General features: G+C 46.6%; 22 protein-coding genes. 11 read left to right on the top strand and 11 right to left on the bottom strand.

The window, feature by feature from the left end; translation table 11 throughout:
• The first annotated feature begins 49 nt into the window (after positions 1–49).
• The 5 genes from ACTRXH_RS06680 to ACTRXH_RS06660 all read left to right on the top strand — a co-directional run bounded on the left by ACTRXH_RS06680 (position 50) and on the right by ACTRXH_RS06660 (position 5,855).
• Positions 50–1,063 carry a LacI family DNA-binding transcriptional regulator gene (locus ACTRXH_RS06680; protein WP_474260861.1) on the top strand — a complete coding sequence of 338 codons (1,014 nt, stop codon included), beginning with the start codon at positions 50–52 and terminating at the stop codon, positions 1,061–1,063.
• Between the two features lie 63 nt (positions 1,064–1,126).
• Complete coding sequence (locus ACTRXH_RS06675) at positions 1,127–2,554, top strand: aldehyde dehydrogenase family protein (protein WP_474260862.1); 1,428 nt, start codon at positions 1,127–1,129, stop codon at positions 2,552–2,554.
• A 12-nt stretch (positions 2,555–2,566) separates the two neighbouring features.
• Positions 2,567–3,049 carry a hypothetical protein gene (locus ACTRXH_RS06670; protein WP_474260864.1) on the top strand — a complete coding sequence of 161 codons (483 nt, stop codon included), beginning with the start codon at positions 2,567–2,569 and terminating at the stop codon, positions 3,047–3,049.
• A 111-nt stretch (positions 3,050–3,160) separates the two neighbouring features.
• Positions 3,161–4,684, top strand: a complete 1,524-nt coding sequence (locus tag ACTRXH_RS06665; protein WP_474281264.1) for a sodium:solute symporter family protein — start codon at positions 3,161–3,163, stop codon at positions 4,682–4,684.
• Complete coding sequence (locus tag ACTRXH_RS06660; RefSeq protein WP_474281262.1) at positions 4,677–5,855, top strand: iron-containing alcohol dehydrogenase; 1,179 nt, start codon at positions 4,677–4,679, stop codon at positions 5,853–5,855. The genes ACTRXH_RS06665 and ACTRXH_RS06660 overlap by 8 nt, the downstream gene beginning before the upstream one ends.
• Positions 5,856–5,899: 44 nt before the next feature.
• Here ACTRXH_RS06660 and ACTRXH_RS06655 read toward each other — a convergent pair whose 3' ends face one another.
• Positions 5,900–6,838 (bottom strand): ABC transporter substrate-binding protein, encoded by a 939-nt coding sequence (locus ACTRXH_RS06655; RefSeq protein ID WP_474281260.1) that lies wholly within the window; start codon positions 6,836–6,838, stop codon positions 5,900–5,902.
• A 228-nt stretch (positions 6,839–7,066) separates the two neighbouring features.
• On the opposite strand from ACTRXH_RS06655, the gene ACTRXH_RS06650 reads away from it, so the two are divergent.
• Positions 7,067–8,242, top strand: coding sequence for an aminotransferase class I/II-fold pyridoxal phosphate-dependent enzyme (locus ACTRXH_RS06650; protein ID WP_474281258.1), 1,176 nt, complete (start codon positions 7,067–7,069; stop codon positions 8,240–8,242).
• 22 nt (positions 8,243–8,264) lie between these two features.
• Here ACTRXH_RS06650 and ACTRXH_RS06645 read toward each other — a convergent pair whose 3' ends face one another.
• Positions 8,265–8,711 (bottom strand): DUF4385 domain-containing protein, encoded by a 447-nt coding sequence (locus ACTRXH_RS06645; RefSeq protein ID WP_474281256.1) that lies wholly within the window; start codon positions 8,709–8,711, stop codon positions 8,265–8,267.
• A 180-nt stretch (positions 8,712–8,891) separates the two neighbouring features.
• Between ACTRXH_RS06645 and ACTRXH_RS06640 the strand changes: the two genes are divergently transcribed.
• The 4 genes from ACTRXH_RS06640 to dhaM are packed head-to-tail and all read left to right on the top strand — an operon-like array spanning position 8,892 to position 11,390.
• Entirely contained in the window at positions 8,892–9,374 is a 483-nt protein-coding gene (locus ACTRXH_RS06640) for a DinB family protein (protein ID WP_474260872.1), read from the top strand.
• A gap of 18 nt (positions 9,375–9,392) precedes the next feature.
• Positions 9,393–10,361, top strand: a complete 969-nt coding sequence (gene dhaK, locus ACTRXH_RS06635; protein WP_474281254.1) for a dihydroxyacetone kinase subunit DhaK — start codon at positions 9,393–9,395, stop codon at positions 10,359–10,361.
• A gap of 7 nt (positions 10,362–10,368) precedes the next feature.
• Positions 10,369–10,989 (top strand): dihydroxyacetone kinase subunit DhaL, encoded by a 621-nt coding sequence (gene dhaL / locus ACTRXH_RS06630; RefSeq protein ID WP_474260874.1) that lies wholly within the window; start codon positions 10,369–10,371, stop codon positions 10,987–10,989.
• Positions 10,989–11,390 carry a dihydroxyacetone kinase phosphoryl donor subunit DhaM gene (gene dhaM / locus ACTRXH_RS06625; protein WP_474260876.1) on the top strand — a complete coding sequence of 134 codons (402 nt, stop codon included), beginning with the start codon at positions 10,989–10,991 and terminating at the stop codon, positions 11,388–11,390. The genes dhaL and dhaM overlap by 1 nt, the downstream gene beginning before the upstream one ends.
• 107 nt (positions 11,391–11,497) lie before the next feature.
• On the opposite strand, the gene ACTRXH_RS06620 is transcribed toward dhaM, so the two are convergent.
• The 7 genes from ACTRXH_RS06620 to ACTRXH_RS06590 form a co-directional block, all read right to left on the bottom strand.
• On the bottom strand, positions 11,498–12,769 hold the full coding sequence (locus ACTRXH_RS06620; protein ID WP_474260877.1) for a multidrug effflux MFS transporter: 1,272 nt from the start codon (positions 12,767–12,769) through the stop codon (positions 11,498–11,500).
• A gap of 108 nt (positions 12,770–12,877) precedes the next feature.
• On the bottom strand, positions 12,878–13,186 hold the full coding sequence (locus ACTRXH_RS06615) for a hypothetical protein (protein WP_474260879.1): 309 nt from the start codon (positions 13,184–13,186) through the stop codon (positions 12,878–12,880).
• 6 nt (positions 13,187–13,192) lie between these two features.
• On the bottom strand, positions 13,193–14,170 hold the full coding sequence (locus ACTRXH_RS06610) for a Gfo/Idh/MocA family protein (protein ID WP_474281252.1): 978 nt from the start codon (positions 14,168–14,170) through the stop codon (positions 13,193–13,195).
• A 31-nt stretch (positions 14,171–14,201) separates the two neighbouring features.
• Positions 14,202–14,564 (bottom strand): hypothetical protein, encoded by a 363-nt coding sequence (locus ACTRXH_RS06605; RefSeq protein WP_474281250.1) that lies wholly within the window; start codon positions 14,562–14,564, stop codon positions 14,202–14,204.
• A gap of 160 nt (positions 14,565–14,724) precedes the next feature.
• Positions 14,725–15,783: a M20/M25/M40 family metallo-hydrolase gene (locus tag ACTRXH_RS06600; RefSeq protein WP_474281248.1), complete on the bottom strand. Its 1,059-nt coding sequence runs from the start codon at positions 15,781–15,783 to the stop codon at positions 14,725–14,727.
• 86 nt (positions 15,784–15,869) lie between these two features.
• Positions 15,870–17,102, bottom strand: coding sequence for a DNA polymerase IV (locus ACTRXH_RS06595; protein ID WP_474281246.1), 1,233 nt, complete (start codon positions 17,100–17,102; stop codon positions 15,870–15,872).
• A gap of 130 nt (positions 17,103–17,232) precedes the next feature.
• Entirely contained in the window at positions 17,233–17,691 is a 459-nt protein-coding gene (locus ACTRXH_RS06590; RefSeq protein ID WP_322526611.1) for a MarR family winged helix-turn-helix transcriptional regulator, read from the bottom strand.
• Positions 17,692–18,187: 496 nt separating this feature from the next.
• Between ACTRXH_RS06590 and ACTRXH_RS06585 the strand changes: the two genes are divergently transcribed.
• On the top strand, positions 18,188–19,003 hold the full coding sequence (locus tag ACTRXH_RS06585) for an MBL fold metallo-hydrolase (RefSeq protein WP_474260884.1): 816 nt from the start codon (positions 18,188–18,190) through the stop codon (positions 19,001–19,003).
• A gap of 49 nt (positions 19,004–19,052) precedes the next feature.
• On the opposite strand, the gene motB is transcribed toward ACTRXH_RS06585, so the two are convergent.
• Complete coding sequence (motB, locus tag ACTRXH_RS06580; protein ID WP_474260885.1) at positions 19,053–19,811, bottom strand: flagellar motor protein MotB; 759 nt, start codon at positions 19,809–19,811, stop codon at positions 19,053–19,055.
• A complete protein-coding gene (gene motA, locus ACTRXH_RS06575; protein WP_022794276.1) occupies positions 19,804–20,616 on the bottom strand; it encodes a flagellar motor stator protein MotA in 813 nt (270 codons plus the stop codon). Before motA ends, motB begins: the two co-directional genes overlap by 8 nt.
• Positions 20,617–20,765: the final 149 nt, after the last annotated feature.

Below are 20,765 nucleotides of genomic sequence, written 5' to 3'. Positions count from 1 at the left end.
TAATAAAAAACAAGTTGTTCATGAATACGTATTCACCAGGAGTTAAAAAATGATTTCTTCCAAAGAAGTTGCCAGAGAAGCGGGAGTATCCCAATCGACAGTGTCCAGGGTGCTGAATAATTCAAACAAGGTAAGCAAGGAAAACGTAGAAAAAGTTACAGAAGCAATGAGAAAGTTAAACTACAGGCCGAACGCTATAGCCAGATCTCTGGTTAGTAAGCGTTCCAAAACAATAGCGCTTATATCGGGGCCATTGCACAATCCCTTCTTTGTAGAAACAACTTCGTCCATTGTGAACTACGCGAAAGAGAAGGGGTACAACACAAACGTTTTTTTTGAAAATAACGGAGACAATATGGCTGTATATGAAACGGTGCTCTCTATGCAGGTGGACGGTATTATTTTGTCTTCAGTGTTCATGAATGACCCTATCCTTCAAGAACTGCAGGCGTCTCAAATACCTTATGTAATGTTTAACCGTAAGCATAATGAAGGTGGGAATTTTGTTGAATTAAATAATTATCAGGCTGGAAAGATGGCTGCGGATCATTTGTATCAGCTCGGGCACGAATATATCGGCTTTATTGGAGGGCCGATGTATACATCCACTTTTTACGGCAGATATTTAGGGTTTACAGAGGGCATAGCAGAACAAACCATGAAGACTGGTAAAGTATTTTTAAACGAAACTGACACCAGTGAAGAAGCGATAGCAGATGCCATTTTTAAAATGATGGGGCGAAAAGAACGTCCAACAGCAATATTTGCTGCTACTGATGCTATAGCTATTACTGCCATGGATACACTCATGGAGCTCGGCTACCGGATCCCTGAAGATATTAGTATTTGCGGGGTGGATAATGTACGCATGGCCCGGCATCACGGATTTGAATTAACCACTATCGGTGCCCAGTCCAATAAAAATTTAGGAAGGCTTGGAATTGAACACCTTATTAATTCCATTGAAGCCGGAAAAGAAAATATGTCCCCAATCCAGGTTACCCTGGAGCCTGCTCTGTATCAAAGAAAGACGACGGGACCTCTTAAACCAGGCTCAGTATAAACTGAGCGGTTTAATTCCGCTTCCGAGAATACGTATTCACAAATATTGTTAGGAGGATGAAGGATGAAAAAAGGTTTATTTTTATTAGCACAGGATAAGGCGGCTGCAAATTACTATCCAGTTTTTAATCCCCATACGGAAGATTTGATTGGAGAAGCAGCTGACGGCATGCCCTCCGAGATGAGCGAAGCAATAGAAAAAGCAGATGAAGCTTACAAAAAAATGAAAGCGTTAACATCAAACGAAAAAGCTGGGATTTTATTCCGTGCTGCAACGATCCTGCAGGGTAGAAAGGAAGAAGCTGCGAGGATTATCTCTCAGGAAGCCTGTAAACCGGTCACCGCTGCCCGCACAGAAGTCCAACGGACGATTCAGACACTGCAGTTCTCGGGTGAAGAAACAAAAAGAATGAACGGAGAATACTTACAATTAGACGCTGCAGAAGGCGGCGAAGGACGGGATGCCTATACACTTCATGAATCAATCGGAGTGGTAGGAGCAATTACCCCTTTTAATTTTCCATTAAATCTTGTTACTCACAAGGTCGGACCGGCAATAGCGGCAGGGAACACTATAGTGGTTAAACCAGCGGAGCAGACGCCATTTTCAAGCCTGCTGCTGGCAGAGATATTAAGTGAAGCAGGTCTTCCTGCAGGAGCAATAGCCGTAGTTCCTGGAGATGGAAAAACATTAGGAGAGGTAATGCTTAAGGATGAACGGATTAAAAAAATATCTTTTACCGGCAGCCCGGAAATAGGAAAGCTGTTGAAAGCAGAAGCCGGCCTGAAAAAAATGACTCTTGAATTAGGAAGTAATTCGCCGATGTATGTGGATCAATCATGCCGCGGGGAAATCAGTGAAGTGGCTGAGAAATCAGTAAAGGGAGCATTCGCTTATAATGGACAGGTTTGTTTAAGTACTCAGCGTATTTATGTTCATGAAGAAATTTTTGATGATTTTATACAGGAATGCTCAGCAAAAACTGCTCTGCTTCAATTCGGAGACCCTTTGGAAGAAAGTACGGAGGTCTCAAGCCTGATTAATAAAAAATCACAGCAGCGTCTGTATGAATGGATTAAAGAAGCGGAAGCAGAGGGAGCGGAGGTTCTGACAGGAGGAGAGAAAATTGGTAATGGCTTAGAGCCAACGATTTTATTCAATGTTTCTTCTGCATCCTCTATATCCTGCAAAGAAGCCTTTGGGCCGGTGGTGATCATCAACAAAGTGAAAAACTCTGAAGATGCTCTGGAGCAAATGAATAACAGCCGGTTCGGCTTGAATGCGGGGGTGTTTACAAATGATCTGAAACAGGCTGTTGATATGGCGCATCGCATAGAAGCCGGGCAGGTTCTCATTAACGATGTACCCACTCTCCGTTTCGACCATATGCCTTACGGGGGAGTGAAGGATTCCGGCTATGGAAGGGAAGGGGTAAAATATGCTGTCGAAGAAATGACGGAACTAAAAATGATAAGTATAAAATACCGTTAAGGAGAGAGTAGTATGCAAATACAGACAATGAAAGGAAAGAAAAAAGAGTATTTGTTTACTTGTTATTATCCTAAATACGCAGCCGAATGGATTGTGACGTTTCAGACCCTGTTCGGCGAACGAACAGAAAAAATTGTTACCGCGGGAGACGGGATAACAAATCAGCAGGGAATTATAGACGGCCTGCCGGTCTGTGAAACCATCGAGGTGCAGAACGAAGAAATTATTCCATATGAAATCGAAAAGCAAAAATTTCAGGAGCAGGGAGAAGAGACATTAAGAAAATACTTTTTATATCAACGCCGTTCCTGGAAAGTTCCTGTGGTAAAGCGGGAGAAGACGTATACTTTTTATGCCCCTTACCAGGTTGAAAGTGCAAAAAAACTTAACAGCGATAAAGTGAAAGTAATGTTATACGAGGTAAGTTCAGAATCGTACGATAAATTAGAAAAATTTCCTATTATTCAGCAATTTTATCAAGAAAGGAGAGAATAAAATGAACTTCCTGATAATTATGGCCGTTTGTATAGTTGGCACCTGGGTCGGAATGGCCCTGACACTTTGGAAAACAAATATTCTAAAAGAAAAAGAATAGGGGGGGATTCTATGAATACACAAATTGTAACCTATTCCTGGATTTTTATGGCCTTATTTATACTAATGATGCTTTATTTCGGCTGGGTTGGAATGAAAAGAACGAAAACGTCAGAGGATTTTGCTACCGCAAGGTCAAGCTATAGTCCATTAGTAATCGCGTTAGTAATTGCAGCGGGCATATCCAGCGGCTCCACATTTATGGGGATGCCGGGACTTGCTTACAGTATCGGGACCCCGAGTCTCTGGTATCCGCTACTTTACCCTATAGCTACTGTCATTGGCATGCTTTTTGTAGCTAAGGTTATAAAGAAATATGGCGATGAATTCGGTACAAGAACGATTCCGGAATTTATTGGCGAAAGATACAAAAGTGATTTTCTGCGCATTGCATTGACGATTATTTCCATTCTGCTTATTTTTTACGTCGTTTCTCAATTTGTTGCTGCTGCGACAATGTTTCAAACTATGATGGGTGTTGATTACGGGGTTGGTTTAATTATCACAGCAGCAGTACTTGCTGTGTATGTATTTATGGGAGGCTCCCACTCAGATATTATTACCGATGCTGTACAGGGACTTTTAATGCTGATAGTAGCCATTACAGTATTTGTTTGCTTTATGACGAGCGTAGGAGTTAATGGTGGCTTTACTGATATGCTGAACACAGTGAGTAATGAAAATCCCCAGGGCGGCTTTAATCAATTGTTTCTTCCCGGGGATAATACGTACGGAGCCTTTTGGCTGGTGGCTTTACTATTTGTAGCTCACTTGCCTTTTTCCGTGCAGCCACACCTTGGTAACAAGTTTATGGCTGTCAAAGGCAGTAAAGATATTAGAAAGCTGATTATGTATTGTACTATTTTTGCTACAATCCTGCCTTTAATGGCGTTGGGCGGAATGCTTGGAGTGGCCGTGGTCGGTGCAGACGCAGGTATTAGTCCCGACCAGATAATCCCGGTCCTTTTTAGTGAAATATTTCCGCCAGTAATTGCAGCATTTCTGGCAATTGCTGTGCTGTCTGCTGTAATGTCGACTTCGGACGGTCTGATAGTATCACTGACCCAGCTACTCGCTAACGACTTGTATCGTAAAACGATTGTACCCAGAATTAATATTTCAAAAGCAAAAGCGGAACGGTATGAATTAATCATCAGTCGCTACAGTACATTTTTAGTGATAATTGCAGCAATATTTTTCGCCTGGTCTCCACCGGAGTTCCTCGCAGTCTTCATGTGGATCGGTATCGGCGGAATCATGGCAGCTACGGCGGGACCTATCGTCGTTGGCGGTATATGGGACCGCGCAAATAAAACAGCGGCTATTTCATCTTTAATAGCAGCAACAGTTGTATACTGGTTTGTGTATCTGCCAATTGGACTTAATTTCTCTAATCCGTTTGGGGCTGCTGGTATTGGAGTCATCGTCGGTATGCTCACGATGTTTATTGTAACTATAGCTACTACCGAATCCCCGAAGGAAAGTGGTTTAGATATAAAACAAAAACCAAATACAAGGAGTGGGAAAAATGTATAAATCGTTTGTTTCACCAATCAGAATTGTTTCAGGTAAAGGAGCAGTGAATGAAATACCAGCTTTACTGAAGTCTTATCAGGCAGAGCGGGTGATGGTATTTGCCGACCCGGGGGTCCTGGATGCCGGCATCGCATCCCCTCTGGAAGACCAGTTAAAAGAGGCTGGGGTGATACATGAAATATATTCCGATCTAAAGCCGGAGCCACCTGTAGAAATTGGGAAGAATGCCCTGCAGGCATTAAAATCATTTGATGCAGATTTTGTTATCGGAATCGGAGGAGGAAGCTCCCTTGATATCGCAAAGGCAGTTTCTGTACTGCATGGTAACGAAGGGTCCATTGAGAATTATTTAAACCTTTCAGGAGATAAAACTCTTACAAGCCGAGGGCTGCCAAAGCTTTTAATACCAACAACTGCCGGTACGGGGGCAGAAGTAACAGATATAAGCGTATTTTCGCTCGAAGGTACTAAAGACGTTATCACCCATGAATTTTTACTGGCAGACGTTGCTGTGGTAGATCCGGATCTAACGATGACGGTGCCGCCTAAGATTACTGCTGCTACAGGAGTAGATGCTCTTACTCATGCGGTGGAAGCATATATTTCTGTTAACAGCACTCCGCTGACAGATGCTCTCGCTTTGGACGCAATGGAAAGAATAGCGAAAAACATTCGTACAGCTGTATGGAACGGCAGTAATGAAGAGGCGCGTGCACAAATGAGCTGGGGGAGTATGACTGCAGGATTAAGCTTTTATAACGCAGGTGTTGCTGGTGTACATGCTTTAGCTTATCCGTTAGGGGGGTTATTTAAAATCCCTCACGGTGAATCGAATGCTGTACTTCTTCCCTACATCTTTGATTACATCTGGCCTTCCTGCATGGAAAAAATGGGAGTAATAGCAGAGCGGATAGGGGCGAATACTGAAGGATTATCAAAAAGGGAAGCCGCAATAGCGGGTGTGCGGGAGCTGAAAAGTATTGTTGAAGATGTAGGAATTCCTTCTACATTGGAGCAATTCGGGATTAAAGAAAGTGATCTCGTGAAGCTGGCTGAAAGTGGAGAAAAGCAGACAAGACTTTTAGCAAGAAGTCCGAAGCCGTATTCTTATCAGGATATTTTAGAAAGGTATGAAGCAGCTTACGCAGGTACTTTAGAAATTAACAAGTAAGTCACAAAAAAGGCCCTGTTCTTATAAAAGAACGGGCCTCTGTTTTATTCGCCGGTAATTTTTTCTACTGAATCGTTGAGCTGGTACTCACGGCCAAGCAGTGTGAAGTCACTCCATTTTGTATTATTTACGTAATAAAATTGTTCGTTTTGAACGGCTTGTGTATCAGCAAGCAGATCATCCACCAGCTCCTGGGACTGTTCTGTCGGCTCTCCCTGATCGGTCAGGACAAACAGATAGTCTGCCCCTTCTACGTAATCAGGCACAGTTTCAAGAGAAATGGCCTGGGTTTCTGTATTTTCTTCGACACCTTCTGTTGGTTCAAGCCCGGCGCCTTCATACAAACCGGCGAAGACGGATTGGTCGTGCACGTACACTTCCTTACCGATAAATTGGACGACAGCTGCAGTTGCATCTTCCGGCACGTCATTGTCTGCAAGTGTCTGTTTGGCTTCTTCGGCCTGTTGTTCATATTGGGTCAGCCATTCTTCGCTTGCGTCTTCTTCATTTAATGCATCAGCAGTATTCTGAAGCTGTTCTTCCGGTGTATCATCAAAAGAAGTCATATATACCGGAGCAATTTGTTCGAGCTGGTCGAGAGAGTCAGACTGATAATCCGACAAAAGAATCATGTCCGGGTCAAGCTCGTTGATCTGCTCTACGTTTGGCGTATCCCCGCCAACGCTTTCCACTCCTTCAAGCTGATCGCCGTACGTATCGAGGTAATACTCAGAGGTGCCTATCGGCTGTTCATCAAGTATCAGCATGTCTGCCACATTCTGCAGGGCTACGACGTTTTGCGGATCTGCCGGAATCTCTACTTCCCGGCCGGTCGGGTCCGTGACTGTTCTTGTTTCTGCTTCTGCATTTTCCCCGCTGTCTTCACTTTCTCCAGAATCTCCGGATGATCCGTTGCCGCAGGCGGCAAGCACAAACAAAAAGGCGAAACCTACTGCAAATAAAGAAATCCACTTTTTAACCAATATGTAAATCCTCCCAGTTGATAATAATAATCATTTGCATCACTATTATATGGTATTCATTTTATAATTACAATGTAAACCTTTGGAACTAAGCAAAAAATGTTGTTCATATATTTTTTATAAAAATGGAAGGGATGTGCTTTTATTTATTTAACGTTAAACTGAGGGTACTTTGTTTTTACGATTGTAAAACATACGAGGGAAACTCTGCGTACAGGAGGAAATTTTATGCGATTTGAACCGTCTGAACAAATCGAACGACTGCCGGAACAATTTTTTGCTTCGCTTTCAAGAAAAGTCCAGACACTGAAAGAAGAAGGCAGGGATTTAATCAATCTGGGACAGGGAAACCCTGATCAGCCGACTCCGGCACCTATTGTGGAAAAAATGAGGAGTGCTGCTGAAAAGCCGGAATATCATAAATATTCCCCATTTCGGGGCTACGATTTTTTGAAGCAGTCCGCGGCTGATTTTTATCAGCGGGAATACGGTGTGACATTGGATCCAAAAACGGAAGTGGCGGTTTTATTCGGTGCAAAAACAGGGCTTGTGGAGATCAGCCAGTGTCTCCTCAACCCGGGGGATACTGCTTTACTGCCGGACCCGGGTTATCCTGACTATCTTTCGGGAACAGCTCTGGCCAATGCAGAAACGGCTTTTATGCCGCTTAAAAAAGAAAATAGTTTTCGCCCTGATTTTCGGCAGATTGAAGCAGATGTGCTGAACCGGGCAAAAATGATGTTTTTAAATTATCCTAACAACCCGACTGCCGGTACCGCTACGGCAGAATTTTTTGAAGAAACGGTCCGGACTGCTGTACAGCACCACATTTGTGTCGTTCACGATTTTGCCTATGGGTCGCTTGGCTACGACAGCGAAAAACCGCCCAGCTTTCTTCAGACCGCCGGGGCCAAGGAAGTCGGTGTGGAGATGTACACCCTTTCAAAAACGTTTAACATGGCCGGATGGCGTGCAGCTGTGGCAGTGGGAAATGCTTCAGTTATAGAGATGATCAATAAAATTCAGGATCATTTGTATGTAAGTTTGTTTGGCGCGGTTCAGGAAACAGCAGCGTATGCGTTTGATCACGGGGCAAAGATGGCTGAAGATATACTGGCTGTTTATGAAAACAGAAGAAATGTATTTATTCAGGCGCTTCATGATCACGGCGTAGCGGTTCAGACACCAGGGGGTTCTTTTTTTGTATGGATGGAAGTGCCGGGAGGCTATACCTCCGCTTCGTTTACCGAAGAGCTGCTCGAAGAAGCGGGTGTAGTAGTCGCTCCGGGCCACGGCTTTGGCAGCATGGGAGAAGGGTACGTCCGCATTGGTCTGCTCGAAGAGGAAGAGCGATTAAAAGAAGCAGCTGAGCGGATCGCGGGTGTGGCCGCAAAGGTGAAATAAAGAAGCAGTTTAACTTTTTTATTTATCCATACTTTTGCTGATGGTCTTTTTTCCATGATAAATAGGTTTCGTCCTCCCGGGCTTTGATCCATTTTTCTTCAAAAATCCGGGCGGATTCAGCTTTTTCTTCATTGATCTGACGTTCATTCACGTTACCGTCTTTGTCGTATTTTTTGCCACCTTTATAATTGGCGTACCGGCGTGAGCGCGTGTAGCCCATCTGCAGAAATTTTCTTGCCATATCCATTCCGACGAAATCCTTTTGCTTTTTATACTCCAGAAATAATTCGTAAATCTGCCGGGAAGATTCCCCGGCAATGTCCGGGGTCTTAAACCTCCAGTACGGCAGAATTTCGCTTTTGTACGGTTCCACCATTAAAACGCCCTGTTCCCCGCGTCCTACACGGTACTTTTCTGGCTTTTCACGAAAATTAATACGGTCAAAATCTTCTTCATAGTTAAAACTCATAAGCATTCTCTCCTTTTTTGCCTTTGTTTTCTTTGCCCGAAAATGATGATAATTATGTGTGAAACTGCACCTTTGTTCAGGATTTATTTTTCTTGAAAAGGGGAATAAACAGTATGCATGGAAGAAAGAAGGATTATTGAACATACACATCGAATCCTTGTGTTAGATGGAGGTTTTAAGATGGAATATATTGAAAATGTACGCAGCCAGCTTCTGGAAGAAATCGAACCAGTGCCGGAAGCAGATTGGAACATAAAAACAGACGCCACTGACTGGAGCGTGGCCCAGGTGGTCGAACACCTACGGCTGTTTGAAGCCTTTGTAGGAAGAAGTATGAAAAGTGCCCTGGAAACAGAACCTACCACTAGGGCGGAAGAAAAGCCGATTCAAATGATGAAATACCGGCGCCGTCCGGCAGAAGCCCCGAAGGAGCTCCAGCCGGAGGACATGGAATATGGCAAGCAGAGCCTGCTGGAGGAATTGAAGGAAACAAGAGACTATATCCGTCACCTGGAGGAAAAACATACCAGTGAGGAATTAGCAGCACGTTCCATTTCGCATCCCAATTTTGGGCCCATGCCTCTTCATCAGTGGCTGGAAATGATCGGTCTCCACGAAGAGCGTCATATTGCTCAAATCCAAGATATAAAAGCAAGATTATAGACTGAGGGAGGAAAAGAAATGAAGAAGCTCATTAATGGTGTGGATCAGATTGTTTCTGAAATGGTGGAAGGATTGGTGGCCGCTCATCCTGATAAGCTCCGGGCGATTGAAAACACAAATGTCATTGTGCGGGCAGACGCTCCAGTCAAGGGCAAGGTGGCGCTGATCAGCGGCGGGGGCAGCGGACACGAGCCTGCTCATGCCGGATACGTCGGGGAAGGGCTCCTCGATGCGGCAGTGAGCGGGGAAGTATTCACCTCTCCGACACCTGACCAGGTGCTTGAAGCGATTAAAGCTGTCGACAGCGGCTCCGGAGTTCTTTTGATCGTCAAGAACTACAGCGGGGATGTCATGAACTTTGATATGGCGGCCGATCTCGCAGAAGCAGAAGATATTACGGTCAAACAGGTCGTTATACGGGACGACGTAGCGATTGCCAATCCGGAGGACCGCCGCGGTGTAGCAGGAACGACCCTTGTGCATATGATTGCAGGGGCAGCAGCGGCTGAGGGAAAGAGCCTGGACGAGGTGGAAGCAATTGCCCAGGGCGTGGCTGACAATGTGCGTTCGATGGGAGTCTCCCTTTCTCCGTGTACCGTTCCGGCTTCCGGCAAACCCGGCTTCACCCTCGATGAGAACGAGATGGAAATCGGGACCGGCATTCACGGCGAGCAGGGCGTAGAGCGGCGCGAACTGATGCAGGCAGACGCCGTGACGGAAGAACTGGTTCAGCACGTGCTCGATGATATGCACCTAAATGATGGCAGCGAAGTAGCGTTAATGATCAACGGCCAGGGAGCGACGCCTTTAATGGAGCTTTATATTGTGGCAAGAAAGGCTATTCAGCTGTTGAAAGACCGTGGTATTCACGTAAAGAAAACCTTTGTAGGAGAATATATGACGTCGCTTGAAATGACAGGATGCTCGGTAACGATTTTAAACCTGGATGAAGAACGGAAACAACTGTTACTATCCGGCAGGGAGTGAAGCTTTCATGGAACTAAGCGCAGCAGTAATGAAGCAATGGGCACTAAGAATCAATGCAAAAATGCAGGAGCATAAGGACAAGCTTTCCGAGCTGGATCAGGCCATCGGAGACGGAGATCACGGGCATAATATGGCCCGCGGCTTTCAGGAAGTAGCCAAGAAAGTGGAAGACGCTTCCTACGAGGACATTGGCGCATTGTATAAAGATGTGGCTTCTACACTCATTTCGAAGGTGGGAGGAGCGTCGGGGCCATTATATGGTACGGCATTTCTTAAAGCCGCCAATGCATGGAAGGGTAAAGACGTGCTTGACAGCGCAGCGTTGGTCGAAGGCATCGAGGCCGCCGTCGGCGGTATCGAAACGAGAGGCAAGGCTTCCCTCGGGGATAAGACAATGCTCGACGTATGGATTCCTGTGCGGGATGAAATGAAGGAGCACGGCGCAGACGCAGAGAAGGCTGCCAAAACGGCTGCAAACGAAGCAGAAGCTACCATCGACCGAATTGCTAAAAAAGGAAGGGCTTCCTATTTAGGCGAGCGTTCGAAGGGCCATATGGACCCTGGAGCCTTTTCATCGCAGCTCGTTTTTGAAGCGTTGGCAGAAGTGTATAAAGAGGGGGCCTCTTAATGGCTAAAGTCAGCATCATTGTTATTTCGCACAGTAAAGAGCTCGCCGACGGCATCGTGGATCTCGTATCTCAGACGAAGCAGGAGGATGTTGCAATCGCTGCAGCCGGAGGAACTGAAGACGGAGAAATCGGCACAAGTGTAGACCGGATCACCGGCGCTGTGGAATCGGTTACGACAGAAGAGGGCGTGCTGCTTTTGTTTGACATTGGCAGTGCACTAATGAATGCGGAAATGGCTCTTGAAATGCTGCCGGAGCTCGAAGGCCGTATTACAATAGCTGATGCCCCGCTTGTGGAAGGAGCGTACATCGCTGCGGTCGAAGCAGGGATGGGAAAAACGCTTGAAGAAGTAAAAAAAGCAGCAGAATCGGCAAAGGAATGGAAAAAAATCGAGAATTAATGAATAAACCCTGCAGCCAGGCTTACGGCTGCAGGGTTTTCGTTGATATAGAGTTTTATACAAAAATTTGAAATGCCCGGAGGCTCCAGGACTCCGGGCATTTCCATTTATGAGCTTGTTTTTGGTCTTGCATTTTTATAATAGGAGCTCTGCGAGGTTTTTTCTTTTTCGGCAGAAGGTGTTTTCGACGCGCGAGCTAGTAACACGTAGCTGAGTACTGCTGCAGCGTCTGCTCCAAAAATCACAATTCCCATTGGGACCGCTGTATGCTCTCCGGCGATGCCAACCAGCGGGGCCGAAGCCGCTCCGAATAAAAATGGAAGCAGCCCGATTAATGCAGCAGCGCTGCCGGCCCGGTGGCCCTGTTCTTCCATCGCAAGAGAGAACGAAGCTGTATTTACAAGCCCGAGGCTTGAAACGACGAAAAACATTGGAATGACGATAGCAGCAAGCGGTGCCTGAATCACAGTCATTGTTAATAGGACGGAGCTTGAAATGAGGGTCAGCCCGAGTCCGAAGGTGAGTATTTTTCGTTCCGGTACAATGCCGGCGAGCCGGCCGGTAGTCTGCGATCCGATAATAATGCCGATTCCGTTAAGCGCGAATAAAAAGCCGAATGTTTGCGGCGAAGCTCCGTAAATGCCTTGATAAACAAACGGCGTGCCGGAAACATATGCAAAGATGCCGGCCATTTTCAATCCCTGGGCAAGGGCGAAGCCCATAAACGAACGGTCCTTTAATAAGCTCCCAAAGGTACGTACGGTTTCTTTTATATCGCTGTCGGAACGATTAGTTTCCGGGAGGGTTTCCGGAAGCAGGGATAAAACAATAATAAAGATAATAATCCCTATCCCGCTTAGTACGGCAAAGACGCCGTTCCATGTCGTAAAGTTAAGAATGGCTCCGCCAAGCACTGGAGCAAGTATTGGCGCAAGGCCGTTTACAAGCATCAACAGGGAAAAGAATTTTGTCATTTCTTTCCCGGAATACATGTCCCGGACAATTGCCCGGGAAATAACGATGCCGGCCGAAGCTGAAAATCCCTGCAGAAAACGGCAGGCAATCAGAATCCAGATGGTCGGGGCAAATATACATAAAATAGAAGCGGCAATATAAATAAATAAGAAAACGGATAGCGGTTTTTTTCTTCCATTCACGTCGCTCATAGGACCGACGATTAATTGGCCAAAGGCGAGGCCGAGCAGGCAGGCTGTTAAACTAAGCTGCACAAGTGACGCACTTGTATCAAGATCCTGTGCTATAGAAGGGAAGCTGGGTAAATACATGTCAATAGTCAAAGCACCAAATGCAGCCAGTGAGCCCAGCAGAATAGCCAGGCCGAGCCGTTTTTTAGACGATACCGCCTGTGTGGAACTCATGATAAAATCTACTCCCTTGTTAAATGATTTATGTATTATAGGACACGTCTGTTTTTTGCACACAAGAGAGGATTCTAACATAGGGCATATAAAAAGAAAAGCCCGTTTTTAAGACGGACTTTTCCCGGATTTTGTTTCCATAGCCGCAAACAGCAGATGCCAGCATTCTGCAGCAAGAGCGAAAAAAATAATAATAAGCGCTCCGGCCCATTCCTGAAAAAAGGCTACAGCAATAATTACGTACCACGAGCATCGAAGCAGGTGCTGAAGCGGAGGCATCCATAAAAAGCACAGCGGCCGGAAGAGAAGAAAAAATGCAAAGCTGAACAGGAAAAATACATATTCCTGAGTCAAGTCTACGGCAAATACAGCACTTAACCCTTCATTTATTAAGGAAAAAAAGGAAAGATTCATCACCTTCCGCTACTCCTCAGTATCTGCAGGAAAGCGGACGCCGATCTGTGCACGTATTTCATCAAGCACCTGCAGTACTTGAATGGAGCGTTCGATAGGAATGTGCCGCACATCTTCATCGGCGCACAGCTGAATAAAGGCCTGTATTTCGTGAACCATGGAGTCCTCCTGATTGTTTTCCCAGAGGATAGTCGTTTCATCTTTTTTTGTGAGGGTCACCCGGTGCATATGGTTAATATGGTCGATGGTGATCGTGCCGTCTTCGCCCTGCAGCTCCACCGGCTGGGTGGAAGCAGAAATTTTTGAATAGCTGACAACAGCCTGGGCTTCGGGATAGCCTAAAAGAGCGGCAGCCTGACCGTCGGCTCCGGTTTCAAGCAGATAGCCGTGCGCCTGTACTGTATGCGGCATGCCTAGGAGTTCAAGGGCGGGGTGGAGGCAGTAGGTGCCAATATCCATTGAGGCCCCGTTGGAAAGCTCAGGCTTAAAAGCGTTGAGCACAGTCCCTTCGCGGTAGGCGTCGTAACGGCTTGAATACTGACAATAGGAGATCGATGCCCGGCGGAGTTTTCCGATTTCGTCAAGGTGGTTCAAAACAGTCTCCCAGGCCGGGAAATACATGTTTTTGATCGCTTCCATAATAGTGACACCGTATTCTGAAGCAGCGGCAAGAAGCCGCTTTGCCTCTTCCGCATTAGAGCACATCGGCTTTTCACAGATGATGTGCTTGCCGTGCTGGATACCAGCCATAGCTATGGAAAAGTGATATCTCGTAGGGCTTGCAATATACAGCGCTTCAACGTTTGTGTCCCGGCAAAGCTCTTCTAAATCATCGTAAGCCGAAGGCGCATCGTACTGATCCGCAAGCGTTTGGGCACGCTCCATATTCCGCGAATATACCGCCTGCAGCTGAAAGTCTTCAAGCGAACTGCCGGCCTGAATGAACGCTTCGGTGATCCAGTTTGTTCCCACGGTGGCAAAATTCATTATGTTAAACCTCCTTAAATGTCAGCTGATCCTAAGAGCTTCCTTTTCTTTTCCGGTTCGTCCGTGTTTTTGCTTCCGCCTTTGGGATGGAAGCCCGCCGTTTTCGTTCTTCAAAAAAGAGAAAAAACTGGTCGTATGCCTCCACAGCAGCTGCAAAGCCAAGAATGAAGAAAATGGATCCGGCTTCCTGCAGCAGAACATAACCGAGAGCTGCGTACCACAGCATTTTTAACAGCCGGGCCGCTGCCGGCTTCCATAAAAAAAAGATAGGACGCAGTAAAAGATACAATAAAATAGCGAGAACAAATACAGCGATATTTTCGCTGAAGGTGCCTGGCACCCGGGAAATAATTTGATCGATGATTTGTCCGAATTCTGCTAAGCGTTCTTCCATTGGCTGCAGCTCCTTTAAGTGATGTAGATACAAATATTCATAACTGTATCGTAGCGGTTTTAGCTTCAAATGAACAGCCTTGAATCAAAAAAGTACAAATGATAAAAGCTCTCTTCCTGAAAAAGAAGAGAGCGTGAAATCAAAGATACATAAAAGTAAATTACGGACGGATAGGCCTCAGGTCTTCATTTTCCTGCAGGGAACAAATGTATTCCACCAACAGCTCGATAACATTTTCGATATCGTCCATGCTGGCTGTCTCCACAGGGGCGTGCATGTACCGTAGTGGAAGAGATACATTAACGCTTGGAATACCGTTGCCAGCGAGACGAAGCCGGTCAGCGTCAGTACCGGTCACCCGCGGAGTGAGCTCGTATTGCACGGAGAGGCCGGCTTTTTTGGCTGCCTGCTCCAGTCCTTCATTAGCTGTCGGGTGAATCGGAGCCCCTTTGGCAAGGACGGGTCCGCCGCCGAGTGTTACTTCTGTTTCCTGATTCGGATTGGACCCGGGGTAATCATAAGCAAATGTAACGTCGAGGGCAATTGCTAAATCTGGTCGGAGGCCGGCGCCGGCAAAATGAGCCCCGCCCATGTTTGTTTCTTCGTTCACCGTGCTCACGCCATAGACGCCCACCGCCGGGCGTTTGTTCTGCAGCCGGCGCAGAACTTCTGCAGTAATAAAGGCACCTGTCCGGTTGTCGAGTCCCCGTCCGCTGAAACGGTTGTTTAACAGCTTTTCGGGCGTGCGCTCATAAACGCCGGCATCGCCGATGGAAAGATACTTTTCCATTTCTTCTTTGCTATTAGCTCCAAAATCTATGTACAAATCGGAAAAGGCGAAATCTTTTTTACTGCCGCCCTTGTGTTCCGCATTGACGCCCGTAACGCCGGTGATAGGTCCCTGCCTGCCCTGAAAGGTCACTTTCATTCCCAGTGCAGGAGCCTGGCTGATGCCGCCGAGCTTTTCCACCCTTACGAAGCCGCTGCTGTCGATAGACTTTACAAGAAAGCCGATTTCGTCACAGTGACCGGCTAAAAGCACATGAAACGGGGCTTCCGGATTGATGGTGCCCCAGGCATTGCCTATCGTGTCTGTGTGAACTTCATCCGCATACGGAGAGACGTACTGAAGCCACTTACGCTGAATAGCCATTTCGTGGCCGGATGGAGAGGGAGTTTGGAGCAGGTCGTATAAAAACTGTTCAGATGTTTCCTTCATAAGTTCTCCTCCTTGAAAGTACAATTTATTACAGCATCCCGTTTTTCGGCTTTGCCGTCAACTCCTGTTCCTGAAGGAGTCGGGACCTACTTGTAGTGACCACCGATTTTTTCTGCGCGGGCAAGGGCCTGGCCGCCGGGAAGAAGCGATGAGGCCTGGAGCACAGCTGCCGGTCCGTACCGGTCTTTGAGGGCATCGATCGTTTTGTTTAAATCTTCCCGGTGCTCTTTTTCGGAAAACAAATCCAACTGCATAAATTGATTGCTTTCAAGCTGCTGCAGGCTGACGCTCAGTCCCCGGACCGGGTAGTGTGTCCAATGTTTACGAAACAGGGAGGCGGCGGCTTCGTAGATGGCTTTGCCGTCATTAATCGGCTCGGCCTGGGAGGCCTGCCGCTGAAAATGAACAGAATTTCCGTTATCATGCCCTTCGGCTCCTACGGTGACTGTCCAGCCGCTGCAGCCCTCCGCCCGGGCCCGGCGTCCGACCTCTTCGCTCAATTCGCGAAGCACGACGCTGATATCATCCCAGCTCGAATAATCACGGGGGAGGGTCATATGGTGGCCGACAGCCTTTCGATGCGTATGAGTGCCGGGAGAGACAGGGGAAGGGTCAATGCCGTGCGCTGTCTGCCATAGAAGCTCTCCGTTCAGCCCAAAGCGGTGCCGCAGCTCTTCCACAGGGTAGGCAGCGAGGTGGCCGGCTTTTCGAATCCCCATCTGCCGCAGGTGCTTTTCCATCCGGCGCCCGACTCCGAACAGATGATTTACAGGCAGAGGCCAAAGGGTGGAAGCCAGCTGTTCCTGCTTCAGAGTAAAAATCCCATCGGCCGATTTTTTGGCAAAATGGTCACAGGCCATTTTGGCGAGAACCTTGGTTGCTCCAATGCCGGTCCGGGGATAGACGCCGAACGCCCGAAGAAGATGCCTGTTGATGAACAGAGCCGCCTGCTCCGGCGTGGAAGCCGTATGTTTGTATGTATGCGTCATATCTGCAAACAGCTCGTCCACGCTGTAGGGTTCTATTTTATCAGTGTAAGCTTCAAGCGCTGTGGCAATTTGTACAGAAATTCTTAAATAAAGCTCCATGCGCGGAGGGATGACAACAAGCCCTGGGCACTTTTGCTGTGCTTCTCCAAGTGTTTCGGCTGTTTTCACTCCTTCGCGTTTAGCAATAGGGCAGGCAGCCAGAATCACCCCGCTCCGGATGGACGGATCTCCGGCTACAGCTGTTGGTTTATGCTGAAGGCTGGAATAATACAGCTTTTCAACGTTGGCGTAGAACGACTGCATGTCGATAAGGAAAATAACACGCTCCACGGCCCAGCCCTCCTTTGGTGAAACAATTGTTTCTTTCTATAGGGTATACCTCAAAATAAATATTTTAAACGAACAAACGTTCTTGTTTTTGATAAAAAATCAGGCCCTGGTCCAGGGCCCGGCATATGCATTATGAAGAAGGAAGCCCCCTTTTTTGTACGAGGGTGTTATTAAATCGCTCGAGCAGCTGGGCAAATTGGTCGCGCTCTTCCTTGTCCCAGTCAGCCAACAGGCTGTCATACATATGAATCCGTTCCTGCTTCAGCGTATTGATTGCCTCAATCCCTTCGTTCGTAATAAAAATCTGGTTGACCCGTTTGTCGTGATGATCCGGGCGGCGGGAGACAAAACCTTTTTTCTCCAGCGAGTGAATCTGACGACTGAGCGTCGAAATATCGAGGAGAAAGTGATCAGCTAGCTCACGTGCAGAACGGGGGCTCTGCTGGTGCAGTACCTGAAGGATCAAATATGCGGAACGGTCCAGGCTGCTTGCCTGACTGTCAAGCGTCCGTTTAAAATCCGCCCGGCGCATTAACGTTACCACGCCAGTTTCAATTAGTTCGAGCATTTCCTTATCATGTTCGTTCATCGGGGCCCCTCCAATTCCAATCGTTCTTTTTCTCTATTGTAATATAGATCAGGACCGAAAAAAGAGATAAGCGTAAAACGATATATATAAAACGAAAATGACGTACGTTTTTTCCTAGTCCGCTCGCTGCATAGCCCTTCTTTCAGCGTATTCGAGGCATTTTTCGCAGACAAAGACTTTTTCATCCTGTTTTGTGAAGTACGGGCGCATGTAAGAAGTTTTTGATCTGCAGTAGTAGCAGCGTTTTGAGAAAGAGAGGCTTTTTATCCATTGCTTCAGCAATAAAATTCCCTCCTTTTGTATTAGGATGTATGTTTACGATAAGAGAAAGGGAGGGTGAATGCGAACGATTTGCTTATAAAAAGCAAAAAGCGGCCACTCTGCTTTTATATGAATTTATATAATTATTCAATAAAATAATACTTTAATTTATGAATGAAAACTTTCATTTTCGGGAAAGAAACTGTAAATGAAGACTAATAAGAAGGTGATCAGTGTGGCAAAAAGATTAGACCGTGAACAATGGAGCGTATTTCAAAGCGAGCTCTATCAGACGAATACGACTGTCGTAGTGACAGATGATTTAATATTAATCACAGATCCTACATGGCTTCCAGCCGAAATTGAGGAAATAAGGAATTTTGTCGAAGAACGAAAAAAGGGCCAGCCGGTATATCTGCTGCTGACTCATTCGGATTTCGATCACATTATCGGAGCCGGTGCTTTCCCGGAAGCAACCATCATTGCTTCCCGTGGATTTAATGCCAGGTCGGATAAAGAAGAAATTGTGCAGGAAATGAAAGAGTTTGACAGTGCATACTATATTCAACGCAGCTATGAAGCCATGTATCCGAAACCGGATATCATTGTTGACTCGGATGAGCAGGTGCTTACAGAAGGAGAAACTAAAATTACGTTCTACCTGGCGCCGGGTCATACCGTGGATGGACTGGCGGCGGTCGTAGAGCCGCTCGGTCTTTGTATCGCCGGGGACTATTTAAGCAATGTAGAGATCCCGATTATTGAATATAACAGCGAGTCCTACCAGTTTACGTTAAAGAAGCTGAATGAGCTATGGAAAGACGGCAAATACAATACCGTGGTCCCGGGACATGGCCTGGTTGCTTCGAAGCCGGAAGAAATAGAGAAGCGTCTCCGGGATTCAGAATGGTATATTGAAAATACGAAAAAATCGTTGGAAGATCCATATGTGGAGAGCGCCATTTTTGCATTTATTGACCGTCATAAATTTGAAGAACCGTTAAAGCATGTCCACGAAGAGAATAAAGAACAATTAAAAACGGAAAGATAGAAAACTGGCTGCTCTGTAGAAGGGCAGCCAGTTTTTGATTTCATATTTCTCATTCGGAGGATTCGGTTTGGTTACGCGGAAGAATCAAAACCTCCACGCGTCTGTTCTGGGCACGGCCCTCTTCGGTATCATTCGAAGCAACCGGCTCAAACTCGCCGAACCCTTTGGCGCTGAAATCTCTTGGATCGAGGTCAGGATTTTCGAGCACAATTTCCATGAAATGGACCGCCCGCATGACACTGAGTTCCCAGTTTGTGCTGAAGTCCGCATTCGCGATAGGGGTGTCATCCGTATGGCCACTGATAATAATGTTGCGAGGGGGGTTTAATACAAGCAGCTCGGACATATCCTCAGCCGTTTCAAGAGCTTCTTCGCGTATTTCAGCTTCACCAACATTGAATAAAATATTGTCTTTGATGGAAAGGAGCAGGCCATCATCGGAGAGGCGGGTCGTAAACTGGCCTTCAAGCCCCCGTTCATCAATAAAGCCTTCCACTCTTTCCTGAAGCTCGGCAAGTTCGTTTTGGTCTTCAGCCTCTTCGATTGCTGTTGGAGGGCTTTCATCGATATTATCTTCGGCATTCAGCTCTTCGACAGAGCTTCCGGATTCATTAATGCCGCTTCCGCCAGTGAAAACCGAGTTAAAGGAATCGGAGATCTGATCAAATTTCCGGGCATCCACTTCACTTGATGCAAACAACACAATAAACAGCGCAAGCAGCAGGGTTAAGAGGTCTGCGTATGGGAGTAGCCACGCTTCACTGACGTGCTCTTCCTCTTCTTTTTTCCGCTGCCGCCGCCTAGCCATTTTCGGTACCTTCTTTCCATTCGGTTTCCTGGGCTGCCTCCATAATCTTTTCGCGATCCTTCGCCGGAACGTACATTAGAAGCTTTTGTTCAATCGTTTTTGGGGGCTGGCCCTCCTGAACCGATAATACACCTTCAATCATGACACTGCGGACATGGATTTCGTGCTTGGATTTGCGCTTGAGTTTATTGGCAAAAGGATGCCAGAGTACGTAGCCGGTGAAAATACCCAGAAGGGTGGCTACGAAGGCAGCACTGATTGCTTCTCCGAGTTTATCAATGTCAGACATGTCGGCAAGCGCCGCAATGAGACCGACCACAGCGCCCAGGACACCGAGTGTAGGGGCGTAGGTTCCTGCCTGGGTAAAAATAGAAACGCCTGTTTGATGACGGGATTCAATGGCTTCGAGCTCTTCGCTCATAATGTCACGGATAAAGTCCGAATTTTGTCCGTCCACCGCCATTGTCATACCATTGCGGAGAAAGGGATCCTGAATGTCCTGTACGTCGCCTTCAAGAGCCAGAAGGCCTTCCTTTCTTGCCGTCTGTGCCCAGCTGGAGAACATGGGAACAAGCTGCGCGACGCTCCATTCATTTTGGTTTTTAAATAAAACACCGAAAAGCTTCGGGACGTTTTTTAATTCGTTACCAGGGAAAGCAATTACTACAGTGGCAATCGTGCCTCCAAAAATAATTAATAGAGCGGCCGGGTTCAGCAAAGAGATAAGCTCCATCCCTTTTATGGCGATACCGCTCATGATAGCTGCGAATGCTATTATAATACCGATGATTGATGCCTTATCCATACGTATCAATCCTTTTATGTTTGATTCTATTGTTTATATCGGCGCTTGAGATGCTAACATAAAGACGGATGGAAAAATTCTTAAGGAAGTAAGGAATAATTAACTAGGCAGACGGTCTCGTAAATACGAAAGCATGAAGACCGCCTTGA

The sequence above is a fragment of the Marinococcus sp. LNHM5E3-2.1 genome, assembly GCF_056034365.1.
This window is presented reverse-complemented; position numbering and strand designations above follow the sequence as displayed.